Annotated in this window: 9 protein-coding genes; 6 read left to right on the forward strand and 3 right to left on the reverse strand. The window is 61.2% G+C overall.

Going from position 1 to position 14,880, the window contains the following annotated elements:
- Positions 1–105 precede the first annotated feature (105 nt).
- Both H3V08_RS02060 and H3V08_RS02065 read left to right on the forward strand, forming a co-directional pair.
- Positions 106–1,698, forward strand: a complete 1,593-nt coding sequence (locus tag H3V08_RS02060) for an RNA polymerase sigma factor (protein WP_198181446.1) — start codon at positions 106–108, stop codon at positions 1,696–1,698.
- A gap of 147 nt (positions 1,699–1,845) precedes the next feature.
- Complete coding sequence (locus tag H3V08_RS02065; protein WP_198181447.1) at positions 1,846–4,263, forward strand: DNA gyrase/topoisomerase IV subunit B; 2,418 nt, start codon at positions 1,846–1,848, stop codon at positions 4,261–4,263.
- Between the two features lie 227 nt (positions 4,264–4,490).
- On the opposite strand, the gene H3V08_RS02070 is transcribed toward H3V08_RS02065, so the two are convergent.
- Entirely contained in the window at positions 4,491–7,109 is a 2,619-nt protein-coding gene (locus H3V08_RS02070; RefSeq protein WP_033497145.1) for a DNA gyrase/topoisomerase IV subunit A, read from the reverse strand.
- Positions 7,110–7,229: 120 nt separating this feature from the next.
- Here H3V08_RS02070 and H3V08_RS02075 point away from each other — a divergent pair, with 120 nt between their 5' ends.
- Positions 7,230–8,453, forward strand: a complete 1,224-nt coding sequence (locus H3V08_RS02075; protein ID WP_198182086.1) for an alkaline phosphatase family protein — start codon at positions 7,230–7,232, stop codon at positions 8,451–8,453.
- Positions 8,454–8,516: 63 nt separating this feature from the next.
- Here H3V08_RS02075 and sepH read toward each other — a convergent pair whose 3' ends face one another.
- Positions 8,517–9,791 carry a septation protein SepH gene (sepH, locus tag H3V08_RS02080; protein ID WP_198181448.1) on the reverse strand — a complete coding sequence of 425 codons (1,275 nt, stop codon included), beginning with the start codon at positions 9,789–9,791 and terminating at the stop codon, positions 8,517–8,519.
- A 151-nt stretch (positions 9,792–9,942) separates the two neighbouring features.
- Between sepH and H3V08_RS02085 the strand changes: the two genes are divergently transcribed.
- The 3 genes from H3V08_RS02085 to H3V08_RS02095 all read left to right on the forward strand — a co-directional run bounded on the left by H3V08_RS02085 (position 9,943) and on the right by H3V08_RS02095 (position 13,167).
- Positions 9,943–10,236: a DUF4193 domain-containing protein gene (locus tag H3V08_RS02085; RefSeq protein WP_033490817.1), complete on the forward strand. Its 294-nt coding sequence runs from the start codon at positions 9,943–9,945 to the stop codon at positions 10,234–10,236.
- Positions 10,236–10,724: a dUTP diphosphatase gene (gene dut / locus H3V08_RS02090; RefSeq protein WP_198181449.1), complete on the forward strand. Its 489-nt coding sequence runs from the start codon at positions 10,236–10,238 to the stop codon at positions 10,722–10,724. The genes H3V08_RS02085 and dut overlap by 1 nt, the downstream gene beginning before the upstream one ends.
- 88 nt (positions 10,725–10,812) lie before the next feature.
- Positions 10,813–13,167 carry a RelA/SpoT family protein gene (locus tag H3V08_RS02095; protein ID WP_198182087.1) on the forward strand — a complete coding sequence of 785 codons (2,355 nt, stop codon included), beginning with the start codon at positions 10,813–10,815 and terminating at the stop codon, positions 13,165–13,167.
- Between the two features lie 86 nt (positions 13,168–13,253).
- Here the strand turns inward: H3V08_RS02095 and H3V08_RS02100 are convergent, their stop codons facing one another.
- Positions 13,254–14,828 carry a DUF349 domain-containing protein gene (locus H3V08_RS02100; protein WP_198181450.1) on the reverse strand — a complete coding sequence of 525 codons (1,575 nt, stop codon included), beginning with the start codon at positions 14,826–14,828 and terminating at the stop codon, positions 13,254–13,256.
- Between the last annotated feature and the right edge of the window lie 52 nt (positions 14,829–14,880).

Consider the following 14,880-nt stretch of genomic DNA (forward strand, 5'->3'; position numbering starts at 1 on the left):
ATAATCGTCCCCCTGAGATGGTTCACTTAATGAGTAAAGATTTGACCTTGCCATAACTGTGCCCAAAGGGCGGTTCGCAAGGTGGGTATACCGCAGGAGGATAATTTGGCCACTAAGGACACCAAGTCAGTCAAGACAGCCGAGGTGGACGCCGAGGAGGCCAAGACCCCCTCGACTTCCGGTAAGGACCGGAGCCAAAAGGGTGACAAGGCCAAGACTGGTACCCGGGCCAAGGGCAAGACGGCAACGCCGACCAAGAAGTCCGCCGCGAAGAAGACCGCCGCCGCCAAGACCTCTTCCAACAAGAGCGGAGCCACTGCTGAGAAGGAGTCCGTAGAGGGTTCCTCAACGGGGAAGTCCAAGTCGACCGGAGCCAGGAAGTCCTCTGCCAAAAAATCAGCAGCCAAGACCGGTACCACCAAGAAAACAAGCGGTAAGAGTACCTCGACCAAGGCCGGTAAGACGACGGATAAGCCTGTTGACGACGCAATCCTGGAGGACCAGACCGGCGAGGACGAATTCGATGTCACGGACATCGATGAGAACGGCACCCCCGAGTCCGACGAACTGGATAAGGACCAGGACCAGTTGGAAGACGAGCCCGGCAGTGACGACGAGGAAGATCACGAGGCCCGCGAAGTAAGCGAGGAGGCCGAGGAGGATCGAAAGGCCGCCCACGAGTTGGCCGCCAAGGTCAAAGGAGCCTTCGTTGTAGACGATTCCGAGGATGACGAGAGCGTCACCCCCTCCGGCAATCCCAAACGTCGCGTGGTCACTGCAGGTGCCACTGCGGATCCGGTGAAGGACTATCTGAAGCAGATTGGCCGGGTCAGCCTGCTGAACGCTGAGCAGGAGGTGGACCTCTCCGAACGCATCGAGGCCGGTCTCTATGCCCAGCACCTGCTGGATACCGATGATGAGGGAATGGACTTCAAGCGTCGGCGTGAGCTCAAGTGGGCCGCCAACGACGGGAAGAAGGCCAAGGATCACCTCCTGGAGGCCAACCTCCGCCTGGTCGTCTCCCTGGCCAAGCGCTACACCGGCCGTGGCATGCTCTTCCTGGACCTGATTCAGGAAGGCAACCTGGGTCTGATTCGAGCCGTGGAGAAGTTCGACTACACCAAGGGCTACAAGTTCTCGACCTACGCCACCTGGTGGATTCGCCAGGCCATCACCAGGGCCATGGCTGACCAGGCCCGCACCATCCGTGTGCCTGTTCACATGGTCGAGGTCATCAACAAGCTCTCCCGCGTTCAGCGTCAGATGCTCCAGGACCTGGGACGCGAACCCACCCCTGACGAGCTGGCCAGGGAACTGGACATGCCTGTCGAGAAGGTACAGGAGGTCCAGAAGTATGGTCGCGAACCCATCTCCCTCCACACCCCGCTGGGCGAAGATGGTGATTCCGAGTTCGGGGACCTGATTGAGGATACGGATGCCATCGCTCCCTCGGATGCCGTGGCCTTCTCCCTTCTCCAGGAGCAGTTCAAGCAGGTTCTGGAGACCCTGAGCCCCAGAGAGGCCGGCGTCATAAAGATGCGGTACGGCCTGGAGGACGGGCAGCCCAAGACCCTGGACGACATCGGCAGGGTTTACGGGGTTACACGTGAGCGCATCCGTCAGATCGAGTCCAAGACCATGTCCAAACTGCGTCACCCCTCACGGTCGCAGACCCTGCGCGACTTCCTGGACCAGTGAGTCCAAGCGGGGGAGCCCGGCACTGTCGGGGGTCCCTTGCTAGAAAAGGTTGACGGTAGGTGAGGGCAGGCTACTCGGGTCGGCTCGGAGGAATCCGGTCCGGTCTGCGGGAGCCGCCCACGGTTTCGAAGGTGGACAGCGAGGAAAATGGCTGGCAGCAAGGCTGAGACGGGCAGTGCATACGGTGCCAATAGTCTGACGGTTCTGGAAGGTCTGGACGCGGTGCGCAAGCGTCCAGGTATGTATATCGGAACCACCGACAGCCAGGGGCTCATGCATTGCCTCTGGGAGATCATCGACAACTCCGTCGATGAGGCTCTGGCCGGGGCCTGCACAGAGATTACGGTCACTCTCCACCAGGATGGCTCCATCGAGGTGGCGGACAACGGCCGGGGCATTCCTGTCGACATTGAGCCCAAGACGGGCCTGAGCGGTGTCGAGGTGGTCCTTACCAAGCTCCATGCGGGTGCCAAGTTCGGCAACGCCTCATACAACGCTGCAGGTGGTCTGCACGGTGTCGGTTCGTCCGTGGTCAACGCGCTGAGTTCCCGCCTGGATGTTGAGGTCGACAGGGATGGCAAGACCCATCGGATGCAGTTCCACCAGGGTCATCCCGGTGTCTACCAGGATGCCGACCCTGAGCATCCCTCACCGGATTCCCCCTTCAAGCGCACCAGAAAGAACAAGCCCACCCCCCTGGAGGTTGTGGGAAGCGTTTCCAAGCGCAAGACCGGTACCAGGGTCAGGTACTGGGCCGATCCCGAGATTTTCAATGCCACGGCCCGCTTCTCTTATGAGCAGTTGATAGACAGGGCCAGGCAGACCAGCTTCCTGGTTCCCGGTCTGAAGATAACCGTCATAGATGAGCAGGTGCCGGAAACAGGCGATCCGGACCAGGACCTCATGCAGGAGGTTGACAGGGGTTCCTCCGAGTCGGGTCCATCCGCTGACGAGACCACGGATTCGGCAGCTGGGTTCCTATCCGATTCGGCGGCTTCGCTGAATCTGGAATCAGAACTCTCCGATGCCGCTCTACCTGGTGATGACGAAGAGGATGAGGCCGATGTAGAGGTTTTCAAGACTGCCGAGGCAGGGGAGACCGAGCAGGCCGGGGCGGAGATTGGCCCCACCGAGCAGGCTGACCAGGCCATGCTGGAGCCGGTGGAATCGGCCGGTCACCGGCGCGTGGAGGAGTTCCTCCATACGGGCGGGGTCAAGGACTTCGTTGACTTCCTTTCCAAGGGGGAGCCCGTCAGTGATGTCTGGCACATCTCCGGCGAGTCCACCTACCAGGAAGAGACCCAGAAGGTAGGTCCTGACGGGGAGCTCCATGCCGAGCAGGTGGAACGAACCTGCGGGGTGGATATAGCCCTGCGCTGGGTCAATGATTACGACTCGGTCATTCGCAGTTTCGTCAATGTGGTGGCCACGCCCGGCGGCGGCATGCACGTGGATGGGTTCCTGAACGCCATGACCCGCCAGGTTCGCAAGGCCGTCGAGGCCAACGCCCGTAAGCTCAAGGTGAACCTGAAGGACTCCCACAGCAAGATCGAACGTGACGATGTCCTGGCCGGGTTGGTGGCCGTGGTTACGGTTCGCATCGCCGAACCCCAGTTCCAGGGTCAGACCAAGGACGTCCTGGGAACGGCGCAGGTCAAGCCACTGGTGACCCGAATGACGGATGATCAGTTCGGTGAGATGATTACCGGCTCAAGGCGGGGATTCAAGGAGCAGTCGGGCCGGGTCCTCGAAAAGATCGTGGGCGAGATGCATGCCCGCATTCAGGCCAGAAAGACCAAGGAGGTCACCCGGCGCAAGAACGCCTTGGAGTCCGCCTCGATGCCATCGAAGCTCTCGGATTCCATGCCGGGCAATGACGATATCGCCGAGCTCTTCATCGTGGAGGGCGATTCCGCCCTGGGTACGGCCAAGGCGGCCAGGAACTCCATGTTCCAGGCCCTTCTGCCCATCAGGGGGAAGATTCTCAACGTCCAGAAGGCTTCGCTCTCGCAGATGCTGACCAACAAGGAGTGTGCCTCCATCATCCAGGTGGTCGGGGCCGGGTCCGGAGCCAGTTTCGATATCAACCAGTCCAGGTACAACAAGGTCATCATGATGACCGATGCCGATGTTGACGGTGCCCATATCCGCATCCTCCTGCTGACCCTTTTCTACCGGTACATGCGGCCGCTGATCGAGTACGGTCATGTATACGCCGCCGTGCCGCCCCTTCATAGAATCGCCCTGGCGGGCAAGCGCAAGGGTGAGTTCATCTACACCTATTCGGACGATGAGCTGGAGGGGAAGCTAGCCGACCTGCGTAGGCAGCATATCGATTACAACCCCGATGTGCAGCGCTACAAGGGTCTGGGTGAGATGGATGCCGACCAGCTGGCCGACACCACCATGGACCCCAGGACCAGGATGCTTCGCCGAATCCGTATGGAGGACGCCGAGAGGGCTTCCGGCATATTCCCACTGCTCATGGGTGATGACGTGCCGCCACGCAAGCAGTTCATCGTGGACAATGCCGATGACTTTGATCGGAGCAAGATCGATACCTGATCGATCCTGATTCCGGCGGTTCGGTTCGGGGGTAAACGTCTATGGGGGCGTTTACCCCCGATTCATCTCAGGTGCTCCTGTTCACAGGCGTCGGGATGCCTCCTGCACCAAGGCGGCCGATATGCGCTCGTGCCTTAGGGGACTCGCCCGTTCAGGCCCGGGCGGGAGAGTCGGTGTTACCGGAACAGGACCTTCCCACCCGGAGCCTCACACAATCGGATCTGCTATCAGGCCACGTAGGCAATGGGTGCGGCCAGTTCCTGACCGGAGGCATCCCTGCGCATATCCACTTCGGGGAGTTCTACGGGGGTGCCAGCGGCCGTGGAGGCTCGAAGCGGCCAGGAACCCACAAATGCCGTCAGGAGGGTGTCCTGCCCCTTCAGGAAGCGTTGGGAACGCACTCCGCCAGTGCCTCGTCCCTTGATGGGGTACATCTCCAGGGGTGTCACTTTGGCGGCACCGTTCTCGGTCCCCGGCAGGGCCTCGGAATCACCGGCCACGGTCAGGACCACGGCACCGGACTGGGAGGTCAGGCCGGTATCCGTCTCCTCGTAGGTCCAGGCCAGTCCACCGACCGGTACCACGGCGAATGTGGTGACCCGGCATCCCTCGTTCAGTCTGATTCCTGCCATGCCTCCGGCGTTACGTCCCTGTGGGCGGACCTTCTCGGCCGGGAAGGTGAGGAGGCTGGCATCGGAAGCGATGAAGACCAGTCGGTCCTTGTCTGCGCAAGGAGAGGCGAAGACCACCTCGTCGCCATCCTTCAGATCAATGATGGGCCAGGAGTCCATGGTTGTTGGCGCCTCACGGTTCCACCGCTTCACTATGCCGTTCCTGGTTCCGATGGCCAGGGGAGTGGTGTCCTTGAGGTCGACGACCGTTATGGCCTCCTCCCCGGGTAGGGGGTCGGTACTCTGGGTCCCGTTCAGGAGCTCGCTCCCGTGGACACCCCCTGTCAGGCTGAGACTGGCTGTGGCCGGTATCAGGGGGAGGTCTGCCACCTGGGCCGTGACCAGACGGCCGGCGGAGGTGATCAGTCCGTAGGATGAAAGGGTTGTGGTGGGGAAGATGGAGAGTATCTGATCATCGGCCGCCCGCCCGTCCGCGTTGCTCCTGCCCTTCCAGACATCCAGGGCACCAGCCGTGCTCCGGGCCAGAAGACCGGTCGCGCTCATCATGACGGTACAGGGCTGGTCCTCAAGCTGGAGGTCGGCACCTGCTCCGGTACCACTCTTGCCGGGTTCCCCTGCCGCAGCAAGGGCCCTGGTGGCCTTGGCCAGTCTCTGGGCGCTCTCCTCGTCCTCTTGGGCGGTGACCGGGGCCAACTCGCCCGAAGGCTCCTGGTCCAGAATCACGGTCCGCCGGGGGCTGCCCCACTCCTCAACGGCCTTGTCCATCTCATCAATCACCACCCTGTCCAGGGCGGCGCTGGAGGAGAGGATGCCTTCCAGTTCGTCCAGCTGGCGGCGCAGGTCGTCCCTCTCGCTCTCCAGCTCAATCCGGCTCATCCTGGTCAGGCGGCGCAGACGAAGGTCGAGGATGTACTGGGCCTGGATCTGGTCCAGGTCGAATACCGCCATGAGCCGGTTTTTGGCTTCATCGGCGTTTTCTGAGGTGCGGATGACCTGGATGACCTCGTCGATGTCGACCAGAGCCAGGAGCATGCCCTCGACCAGGTGGAGGCGTTCCTTGGCCTTGGTCTTGCGGAATTCGCTGCGCCGTCTGATTACCGTACGTCGATGTTCGATCCAGACCTCAAGAAGCTCCTTGAGCCCCATGGTGTGGGGCCGCCCGTTCACCAGGGCCACGTTGTTGATGGTGAACGAATCCTCAAGCGGTGTGTATTTGAAGAGCTTGCCCAGGACCTTGCCCGGGTCGAACCCTGTCTTGATCTCGATGACGATACGGGTGCCGTTGTGGCGGTCGGTCAGATCGATGGCGCTGGAAATCCCCTCCAGCTTGTGGTTCTTGACCCCCTCGCCGATCCGTTCCAGGACACGTTCAGGGCCGACCATGAAGGGGAGTTCCGTGACGACGATGGCCTTCTTCCGGGCGGTGACGTTTTCAACATGGGTCACCGATCGGGTCACGAAGGCGCCACGGCCCTTGGCATAGGCCTGGCGAATCCCGTCGCGTCCTACTATGACACCCCCGCCGGGAAGGTCGGGACCGGGGACATAACGCATCAGATCATCAAGGCCGGCGTCTGGGTGACCCATCAGATACTTGGCGGCCGCCACGACCTCGCCCAGGTTGTGGGTGACCATATTGGTGGCCATGCCCACGGCGATACCGGAGGCCCCGTTGACCAGGAGGTTGGGTATGGCCGAGGGGAGGACAACCGGTTCCTTCAGCTTGTTGTCGTAGTTGGGGCTGAAGTCGACGGTGTCCTGGTCAATGTCGGCGTTCATGCCCAGTGCGGCCGGGGCCAGGCGTGCTTCGGTGTATCGGGAGGCTGCCGGACCATCATCCAGCGATCCGAAGTTGCCATGACCATCAACCAGGGGCAGACGCATGGCGAAGGGCTGGGCCAGACGGACCATGGCCTCGTAGATGGAGGAGTCGCCATGGGGGTGGAGCTTGCCCATGACCTCGCCCACGGCACGGGCGGACTTCATGTAGGGCCGGTCAGGGGTCAGGTTCATCTGCCCCATTTGATAGATGATCCTGCGCTGCACCGGCTTGAGGCCGTCGCGGGCGTCGGGGAGGGCCCTGGCGTAGATGACGGAGTAGGCATACTCCAGGAAGGACTTGCTCATCTCCTCGTTCAGAGGGGTCTCGACGATGTTTTCCTTGACCTCCCGGGGGTCGTACCCGGCAGCCTTGCTCCTGCGTTGCCTTGCCATGCTGTCTGCTCTCCTGCTTCCTGACGTTCCGCCCCATGATAACCGGATGGTCCGCCAAAACAGGTTCCGACGGATCGAGCGGCGCTCTGAATATCGGCAAAGCGTGGTTGAATGAGGCTCATGGGCCTGGATGTACCGGAGATGAAGGAACTGCTGCACCCCACCATGCCGTTGCAATATGGGGACCAGGACGATACAGGGAAAGTCGGCGGGGCCCGGCATCTCTCTTCTGTTCTGCCTGCGGTGAGCTCGGCCATAGGGCATCCCATTGCGACTCCCGTCCATCCTTCGCCGGAGGGGCTCCAGGCGGCGCTCAATCTGCCGGATGCGGACTCAGCCGTGGTGGTGCTGGTGGATGGACTGGGCTTTTGGAACCTGGCCACCCGGGCTGGGCATGTGCCTTATCTGCGCTCGCTTTTGAATGAACCCCTGAACCAGCGCCCCTTGACCACCTGCCTGCCCTCGACCACGGTTGCCGCCATGGGCGTCTTCGGCACGGGTACCTGCCCGGGGCTGACCGGAATGACGGGTTACACCCAGCTCAATCCTGAGAACGGTTTGATCAGTCAGATGATTCAGTTCCGGGATGCCCTCGACCCACTCGACCTGCAACGGCAGCCGACGGTATTCGAGCAGCTGGTGGCCCAGGATGTTAGGGTGACCTCCTGCGGTCTTCCCCGATTCCGTGATTCCGCCTTGACCAGGGCGGCATTACGGGGGAGTGTTTACCAATCGGCAAACCACTCCCGTCAGCGTGTTCTGGATACGGCCAAGGCCGCTCGCGAACCAGGTCTGACCTACCTCTACATTCGTGACGTTGACAAGGTTGGGCATCATCACGGCTGGGACACGCCGGAGTGGATCGCGGCCTTGGAGAGCGCTGATGCCCTTCTGGCCCTCCTGCATCGAAGTCTGCCCAAGGGCACCCTGGTCGTGATTGTGGCAGACCACGGCATGGTCGCGGCCGACCCTGCCCAGCGAATCGACATCGCCTGTGAACCGGTGCTGAACGAGGGGGTGGAGCTGGTCGGCGGGGAGCCCAGAGCCGTCATGCTGTATGCCCGGAAAGACGTGGCCCCGGAAGCCATAGCAGAGCGATGGAGGACCAGACTTGGCGACCTGGCCACGGTCATGACCAGAGAGGAGGCCATTGGTGCCGGACTCTTCGGGGAGGTCGATAATCGGGTCAGGCCGATGATCGGTGACCTCCTGGTTCTGGCCCATGACCACGTGACACTGGTGGATTCAAGGATTCAAATCGATGCAGCAACGCGCTTGCCGGGTGTGCATGGATCTTCGACGGTTCTGGAGACCCGGATTCCCTGCCTGATCGATCTGGTCTGACACCCCGGGTCTCCAGCCCGCCCGGATCATTGCCCTGGGGGCTGGAGTTCTTCCCAGCCGGAATCAGTCGCCGAAGAGAATCTCATCCCAGCTGGGTACGGCCGAACGTCCCGAGTGCTTGCGCTGACTCACCCTTGCCTGCTGGCTCGGCTGTGCTTCCGGCTCCCTGGATACCTGGTGCATCTGGTTTTGCCGGGGAAGGACCTGGGTCTCTTCCGTCTGCTGTGGTGTGTCGGCTTCGGCGAATTGAGGTGCGACTGGTTCCTGGGTCGGCATAATCCTTGTGGCCGCATCATCATCTATCGGCTCCTGGAGAGGGACGGACGCTGCGGGTTGGCCTAACGAGTGTTTGGTTTCGTCGTCCAGCTCCTGGGGGGTGTTCTCAAGCCGTGGGGTCTCTCGTGATTTGGCCTTCTCCTTGGAGGGTTTCCCGTAAAGCCAGGCGGTGAGGGCGGAGTGCCGGTCATCGTTGCCGGCCCCGGACTTACTTTCGTGCGTCTCGGTCGGCAGAGGCCCATTGTCGATCGCTTCAGCGGCAGTCATTGGAGTGCTGGTAACGGGGTTATCGACCGGAATCGGGTTCTCGATCGGAGCGGTGTTTTGAATTGGGAGGGCTTGTTCTGTCCCGAAGGAATCCTGCAGAGGCCCCGTCATCTCAGGCTGAGACTGAATCGGCTCGGTCTCCGGAACCTGCTCGGGGTCTGCCTGCTGTGTTTGCGTCGGTGAGGACATGTTGCCGAGGAGGTCGGTAAGGCTGGACTGGTCAAGCAGGGTCCGTGCGGCATCGTTGAGGCAGGTGACCGTGTTGTCGCGCATGTTCCAGGACCACTGGGCGTTGATGATCAGCTTGTCGAGCTGGATGACCCCGCTTATCATCCAGGGTTCGTACCCCCGGCGTGTGGCCTCCCAGGTCAGGTCCTTCATGCTTGCGTCTGCCTGCCTGAGCACCTTGGCGATCAGGTCCTGATTGGTGTGTCCGGCGGAACCCTTGGGGGCCTGCATGGTCAGGAACTGTTCTATGGCGTATTTCTTTTCTGTTTCGACAGGGGCCGCGAAACGCCGAACGATGGCTTCGTTCACAGCGAATTGCTGGGCCACGTTCGCGGGGCGGGCACCGGCCCTGACCGCAGCCTGAATAGAGGAGACCGGCAGGGGCGTAGATGCCTGAGGACGGGGTGCGCCTTCCTCCTCTTCCTTGACCTGCTTGGCCTCGAGAATGGCATGATCAAGCGCATCATCGACCGGCACGGCAAAGTGCCGATGGTCGCAGACAAAGACCAGCTCGCCCTTCTCACTTACGTGGTCAAAGCGGGCCATCCTGATCCCATTCTCAGACATTCATGCCCCTATCTCTTCGATTGTCATGTTTATTCCATTGTGCCCTATGGCTTGTATTTTACGTGCTTTTGAAATCGTGTATCCTATGCGCAGTACATGTCGTATACGCTTCATCGGTGAACAGGGCCGGATGAATAATGAAAGGGTAATGATGGCACAGGATTACGATTCCCCCCGTGACAAGGACGAAGATGAGGAATCCCTGCAGGAACTCGGCAAGACCAGCCAGGACGCCGGGGCGGACCTGGATGATGACGAGAACGCCATTGCTGAGGACTACGAACTTCCTGGAGCGGACCTGAGCAACGAGGATTCATCGGTTACGGTCATTCCCATGCAGGGTGATGAGTTCATCTGCTCGAGCTGCTTCCTGGTCAAGCACCGTAGCCAGTTGGCCTACACCACTCCTGACGGGCAGCCTGTCTGCAAGGAGTGCGCCGCCTGATGGCCTGGGATGAGGCGTACAACGAACCTGAAACCATTGAGGTCCTTATCAAGAACGTAGGTGGTCCTAACGGTGAGGGGACGGAGGAGTCCGTCCCCCTGGTCTACGCCTTGGAAGGTGATGCCGGGGCCGATCTGCGAACCCGCGAGGCTGTGGAGCTGGCACCATTCAGTCGCGCTCTGGTGCCGACCGGCATATCCCTGGCCCTCCCGGCCGGATACGTCGGCCTGGTCCATCCGCGTTCGGGTCTTGCCGTCAAGCAGGGTGTTACCGTTCTCAACGCACCGGGGACCATCGATGCCGGATACCGTGGTGAAATCAAGGTTCCGCTGATCAACTTGGATCCCGAACATACGGTCCGCTTCCAACCGGGTGACAGGATTGCCCAGCTGGTCATCCAGCGCTATGTGCAGGCCCGGTTCGTGCCGGCGACTCGTCTGCCGGGTTCGGCCCGCTCCTCGCAGGGATTCGGCTCCACAGGAGTCTGACCCGGGGACTGTAGACACGGTTGGGGCCGGCACGCCTGAAGCGTGTAGGATTGGTGCATTATCGGACATTGGAGGTTTGATGGTCGCTATGGAAGGCAGCGTCTGCGGCAATGACGTGAGCGGCAAGGGGCCGTCTGAGCTGTCTTCCCGCGCCTTGGGGTGCGAGGTGAGCGACAATCCTCTCAATCCGCTGGCCCCCATCAGATGGATATGCCGGGCCCACCATCCCGACGAAGACCTCTCCATGCTCCAGAAGGCCTATGACCGTGCGGTCAGGCAACATGCCGACCAGAGGCGCAAATCGGGGGAGCCGTACATCATCCACCCCCTTGCCGTGGCACAGATCCTGGCCGACCTGGGCATGGGGCCGACCGTGGTATCGGCGGGTCTCCTGCACGACACGGTCGAAGACACCGACTACACCCTTGACGAGTGCAGGGAGGAGTTCGGTGATACGGTGGCCGGTCTGGTCGATGGGGTCACCAAGATATCGAAGATGGACTACGGTGATTCGGCCCAGGCCGAGACCATCCGCAAGATGATCGTGGCCATGAGTCGGGATGTTCGGGTCCTGGTGGTCAAGCTGGCCGACAGGGTCCACAACGCCCGTACCTGGCGGTACGTGAAACCCTCATCGGCCCAACGTAAGGCCCGTGAGACCCTGGACGTTTACGCCCCTCTGGCAAATCGGCTGGGTATGAACGCCATCAAGACCGAGTTGGAGGAGCTCAGCTTCAAGACCCTCTACCCGAAGATCTACGACGAAATCGTGGTCCTCGTTTCCAGGCGGGCGGGGCAGCGTGAGGTCTATCTGCGGCAGATACTGGACGAAATCCATGAGGATCTGGACTCCCAGGGCATCGAAGCACAGGTGACCGGCCGCCCCAAGGATTACTTCAGCATCTACCAGAAGATGATTGTGCGGGGACATGACTTCGCGAACATCTATGACCTGGTCGGTGTCAGGATCATCGTCGATTCCATCCGAGACTGCTATGCGGCACTGGGCGCGGTCCATGCCCGTTGGTCGCCGGTTCCTGGCCGGTTCAAGGACTACATAGCCATGCCCAAGACCAACATGTACCAGTCCCTCCACACCACGGTGGTTGGCCCCGGGGGCAAGCCGGTCGAGATCCAGATACGGACCTGGGAGATGCATCGCAGGGCCGAGTTCGGCATCGCCGCCCACTGGAAGTACAAGGCGAACGGGACAGCCGGCAGGCAACTCTCCCAACCCGACCAGTCAGACGTCAAGCGTGAGAAGCAAGAGGTCAGTGAGCTGTCACAGGAGGACAACCTCAAGTGGATTCAGCAACTGGCGGACTGGACCAGCGAGACTCCCGATTCGGATGAGTTCCTGGGATCACTCAAGGACGATCTGGGATCTTCGGAGGTATACGTCTTCACCCCCAAGGGGAAGATAATCTCCCTGCCTGCGGATTCGACCCCTGTCGACTTCGCCTATTCGGTCCATACCGAGGTCGGGCACCGGACCATGGGGGCCAGGGTCAACGGGCGCCTGGTACCTCTCGACACCAAGCTCCAGAACGGCGACACGGTCGAGATTCTGACCAGCAAGTCCGATACCAACGGGCCATCCAGGGATTGGCTCAGTTTCGCCAAGAGTCCCAGGGCACGCAGCAAGATTCGTCAGTGGTTCAGCAAGGAACGTCGATCCGAGACCATTGAAGAGGGTAAGGACGACCTGATCAGGGCCATGCGCAAGCGCAATCTGCCTGTCAACACCCTCCTGACTCCGGAGGCCATGGTCGGGGCGGCAGATGAGCTGAACTTCCCGAACGAGGAAGCCGTCTATGCCGCCATCGGTGACGGGCAGATATCCACGCAAAACGTCATTTCGCGACTGGTCCAGGATGCCGGCAGGTCCAACCTGGAAGACGAGGTGGAGCAGGAGGCCATCCCCCTGGGCCAGGTGACCAAGACCACCCACACGGAGTCCTCCCAAGGCATTTCCGTCAAGGGCGTGGACGATGTCTGGGTGAAGCTGGCCCGTTGCTGCACCCCGGTACCGGGGGACAGGATTGTCGGATTCATCACCAAGAACCAGGGCGTTTCTGTTCACCGGGCCGACTGTCAGAATCTTCTGGACCTGAAGAGCAAGCAACCCGAACGTATCATCGAGGTGGCCTGGACCAGCAAACAGGGAACCTTCATGGTCCAGATTCAGGTCGAGGCCCTTGATCGACCCCATCTGCTCTCTGACATCACACAGGTCCTCTCGGACCATGGCGTCAACATCCTGTCCGGCAGCCAGTCAACCGGTCGCGACCGGGTGGCCATCAGTCAGTTTGTATTCGAGATGGGCGACCCGCAGCATCTCAATACCCTCCTGGCAGCCGTCCGCAGGATTGACGGGGTCTTTGACGCATACCGTCTGACGGGCGCCAAGGATTCGGGTACCCCGCATATGCGCAGTTTTTAGAACAGGACATAAGTGAAGGGGGTCCGCACCTTACCGGTGCGGACCCCCTTTTAGGTTTGCCCTGAATCACGGGCGAGGAGAGCCGATTACTTGACTGCGCTCAGCCACTGTTCCTTGGTGGCCTTCTCGGTCTCCAATTGACGCTTCTTATCCGGGTCGGTCTCGGCGGCGATCTGCTGGTTGAGCTCTTCCAGCTGGGCCCTGAGCTGCCCCTCGAAACTGGATACGCGTGCATCGGTTTCGGGGTCGGACTGGTTCCAAGCGGCATCTTCCACGGACTTGATCTCCCTGTCCACCGCATCCATCCGGCCCTCGATGCGTCGGACGTCATCGCGGGGGACATATCCGATCTGGTCCCATTCCTCCTGGATGGAGGCCAGGGCCTGGCGTGCCTGCTTGGCGGCCTTGACATCCTTGACGGGCAGCAGGGCCTCCGCCTTGGTCAGGAGGGCTTCCTTTTTGGCCAGGTTGTCCTTTTCATCGACGGAGGTCTTGTCGCGGTCGGCCTGCCTGGCGTTGAAGAAGACGTCGGCGGCCTGTCGGAAGCGGGCCCAGAGCTGGTCGTCATCCTGACGGCCTGCACGCCCAGCCTGCTTCCATCGGTCCATGAGCTCATTGAACTCATGGGAGGTGGCGCCCCAATCGGTCGAATCCTTGATCTTATCGGCCTGGGCGATGATCTCTTCCTTGATGCGCTTGGCGTCGGAACGCTGGGCATCACGCTGCTGGGCCCACTTACGGCGTGCCTGATTGAATGTGGTCCGGGCTGAGGAGAAACGCTTCCAGAGGACATCCGCTTCTGCCTTATCGATGCGGATGGCGGTGCGCTGGTGGTTCTGCCACTGCTCGAAGAGGGAGCGGAACTTATCGGCCGTGGAACGCCAGTTGGTCGATTCATCCAGGGAATTGGCCAGTTCCTCGGCCTTCTGAACGATGACTGTGCGCTCTTCGATGGCCTTGGCCATGGCGGCCTTTCGGGCCTCGGCCAGTTCCTCCTTCTTCGCCTGGCCCTGCTTGGTCAGGTCGTCAAGACGGGACCGGAGGGAGGCGATGTCGCCGACGACCTCAGGCTCCTTGATTTCCTCACCCAGGCTCTTGACCGACTCGTCAATCTCGTGAGGCTTGATCTTGGTGGTCTTGAGCCGGGCTGCGAAGAGGTCAAGCTTCTCCCTGATGTCCAGGAAGCGGCGAGCATAGAGGTTCAGCGCCTCATCCTTGGTGGCGTTCGGGAACTGGCCTACCTGGCGTTCTGTTTCACCCTCTTTGACGAACACATTGCCTTCGTCGTCCACCCGGCCGAAACTCTCGGCCTCTTTGATGTCCTTATCGGAGTATGTGGGTGTGCCGGGAGCGGGGGCCACCTGCGGGGTCTTCTTCGCAAAAGCAGCCGGTGTGGGGGCAGGACCTTCGGGTTTGCCCGGAGCAGGTACGGGCTTTCCGGCGGAGGCGGGTACGGCTTCCGCAATAGGGGAAACCGGTGCTGCCGGTGCTTCGGGTGTTACCTCAGGCTCGGAGGGTGTCGGAGCTTCGGCTGTGGCAGTGGGCTCGGTGCCGACCTGGGGGGTGACGGCGGTTGCGTTGCCGCCCACCGCATTGTCTGTGCGCTGCTCCCCCTCGGGCATCTGGGTGTTCTCGGGTGTGGTGGCAGTCTCGTCGGCCATGGCCAGCTCCTTTAAGCTTGTGTGTTGGAGAGATCGCAGAATACGACGGTGC

The organism is Bifidobacterium sp. M0307 (genome assembly GCF_016100445.1).
GTDB classification, from domain to species: domain Bacteria; phylum Actinomycetota; class Actinomycetes; order Actinomycetales; family Bifidobacteriaceae; genus Bombiscardovia; species Bombiscardovia coryneformis.